Source organism: Terriglobus sp. YAF25 (genome assembly GCF_052113305.1).
Classification (GTDB): domain Bacteria; phylum Acidobacteriota; class Terriglobia; order Terriglobales; family Acidobacteriaceae; genus Terriglobus.
The window spans coordinates 1-2,105 of sequence record NZ_JBFRCY010000767.1; the positions used below are offsets into that span (position 1 = coordinate 1).

The 2,105-nt window shown below is 59.3% G+C and carries 2 protein-coding genes; both read left to right on the plus strand.

The window, feature by feature from the left end; genetic code table 11:
• Nucleotides 1–97: 97 nt before the first annotated feature.
• On the plus strand, nt 98–445 hold the full coding sequence (locus tag AB4043_RS23465) for a helix-turn-helix domain-containing protein (protein ID WP_246153652.1): 348 nt from the start codon (nt 98–100) through the stop codon (nt 443–445).
• A 134-nt stretch (nt 446–579) separates the two neighbouring features.
• Entirely contained in the window at nt 580–2,007 is a 1,428-nt protein-coding gene (locus AB4043_RS23470) for an MFS transporter (RefSeq protein WP_442300856.1), read from the plus strand.
• Nucleotides 2,008–2,105: the final 98 nt, after the last annotated feature.

The following is a 2,105-nucleotide window of genomic DNA, read 5'->3' on the forward strand; positions in this document are numbered from 1 at the left end:
CACCGGTCGTTACTTTGCACCGGTCGTTACTTTGTGGTCAATGGCTGACATGCAGACAATCCTTCCACCCCTTCCCTCCGAACCGGAGCCTGCTTCTATGAACATCGGAGCTACGATCCGCGGGTTCCGCCTGCAGAAGGGCATGTCCCAGGGCGATATCGAGAAGCGCACCGGGCTACTCCGCTGCTACCTGTCACGAGTGGAGAACGGGCACACGGTTCCGTCCCTGGAAACATTGCAAAAGATCGCTCAGGCACTCGATCTGCCCCTGAGCCAGTTCTTCGCCGAAGACAGCGTCGGGCGCGAGATGAGCACGCTGAATCTCTCCGAAGACGAGATTCGCTTCCTCACCCAGATCCAGCGCTACTCAGCCAACCTATCCGACTCCGACCGCAAGCTGCTGCTGGCCATGGTCCGCAAGTTCGCCCAGACCGCGCTGAGCTAGCCTCACACCGTCAGCCAAAGTTTTCTACAACCACCCCCGGATCCCCGGGGGTATTTTTTTGCTCATCAATATCGGGATGTCACTGATTTTTCGGGATTAACACGCGTTCCTGCCGCGCCTCCTATCATAGAAAGATGAAGACGCGATCTCCTCTCTATGTCACCTCGCTCATCGCGGGGGCTTTCTTCATGGAGAATCTCGATGGAACCATCATCGCCACCGCGCTTCCACAGATGGCGAAGAGCTTCCACACCAGCGCTGTCAGCCTGAACATCGGCATGACGGTCTACATGCTGACGCTGGCCGTACTGATCCCTATCAGTGGATGGGTGGCCGACCACTTCGGTGCCCGCACAGTCTTTGCGACCGCCGTATCGCTCTTCACCCTAGCCTCCGTGCTCTGTGCCGGAGCCCATTCCCTGACGCAGTTCACCCTGATGCGCATTCTGCAGGGCATCGGCGGAGCCATGATGGTTCCGGTCGGCCGACTCATTGTCCTCCGCGAAACACCGAAGGATCGCCTGGCGCAGGCCATCGCCTACATCAGTTGGCCGGGGCTGACCGCTCTCGTGCTCGGTCCCCCACTGGGCGGCTTCATTACGACCTACTTCAGCTGGCACTGGATCTTTCTGATCAACGTGCCCTTCGGGATCGCGGCTCTCATCCTGGCGGTGCTTTGGATTGAAAACACCCATGTCCACGAACGGCACCCCTTCGATTGGGGAACCTTCATCCTGGCGGGCATCGCCTCTGCCGGCTCTGTCTACGCCATGGAGAAGTTCGGCGAAGGCGAATCCGGATGGGTCACCCCGGCGATGACGTTGGCGTTCAGCCTGACCTGCGGCGTCTTTGCGATTCTGTATGCGCGCCGGCGGCCAAAGACCTCTCTCATCGATTTCGATTCGATGCGGAACAAGACCTACTCGCTCTCCATCTATGGAGCGAGTGCCTTTCGCGTGGGAGTCATGGCCCTGCCATTCCTGCTCCCACTCATGTTTCAGATTGCGTTCCGTCTGACCGCCTTCCGCAGCGGTCTGTATCTGCTTGCGCTCTTTGGCGGTGACTTCAGCATGAAGTCGATCGTGCTGCCGCTGCTGAGGACCTTCGGCTTCCGCCGCCTGCTGATCGTTAACGGCCTCATCACCGTGGGCACCATCGGCCTATGCGCTCTGCTGACACCGGGCACGCCTACGGCTCTGCTGCTCTTCATCCTGTTTATCCACGGTGCCTGCCGGTCGCTGGAGTTCACCTGCCTGACAACCCTGGCTTATGCAGAGATCCCGGCAGAACGGATGAGCCGAGCAAATGGATTTCTCAGCGCCATCATGCAACTGAGCGCCGGCATGGGCGTCGCAGTGGGAGCCATCACGCTGCGCATCGTCGCCATGGCCAAGGGACACTCGGCAGCTCACCCGGATCTTAGCGACTTCCGCTGGGCCATCGTCCTCATGGCAATCTTCGCCCTGGGTCCAGTCATCGACAGCCTGGCACTGCATCCCCATGCAGGAGCAAGCACCAGCGGTCATAAGCGCATCCCCGAATCGGAATCAGCATTGGTTTAGCGCCCTGCTATATCGACAAAATTCGCTTTGTATTTGTTGTTAAGAATTTTGGGTATTCCTAGCCCACCCTAGCGTTGCGAGGGCGGGGCACCCGGGCA

What these genes read in the sequence shown, in the direction of transcription:
- AB4043_RS23465 (WP_246153652.1), top strand. Translation starts at nt 98, where the DNA reads ATGAACATCGGAGCTACGATCCGCGGGTTCCGCCTGCAGAAGGGCATG.
- AB4043_RS23470 (WP_442300856.1), top strand. Translation starts at nt 580, where the DNA reads ATGAAGACGCGATCTCCTCTCTATGTCACCTCGCTCATCGCGGGGGCT.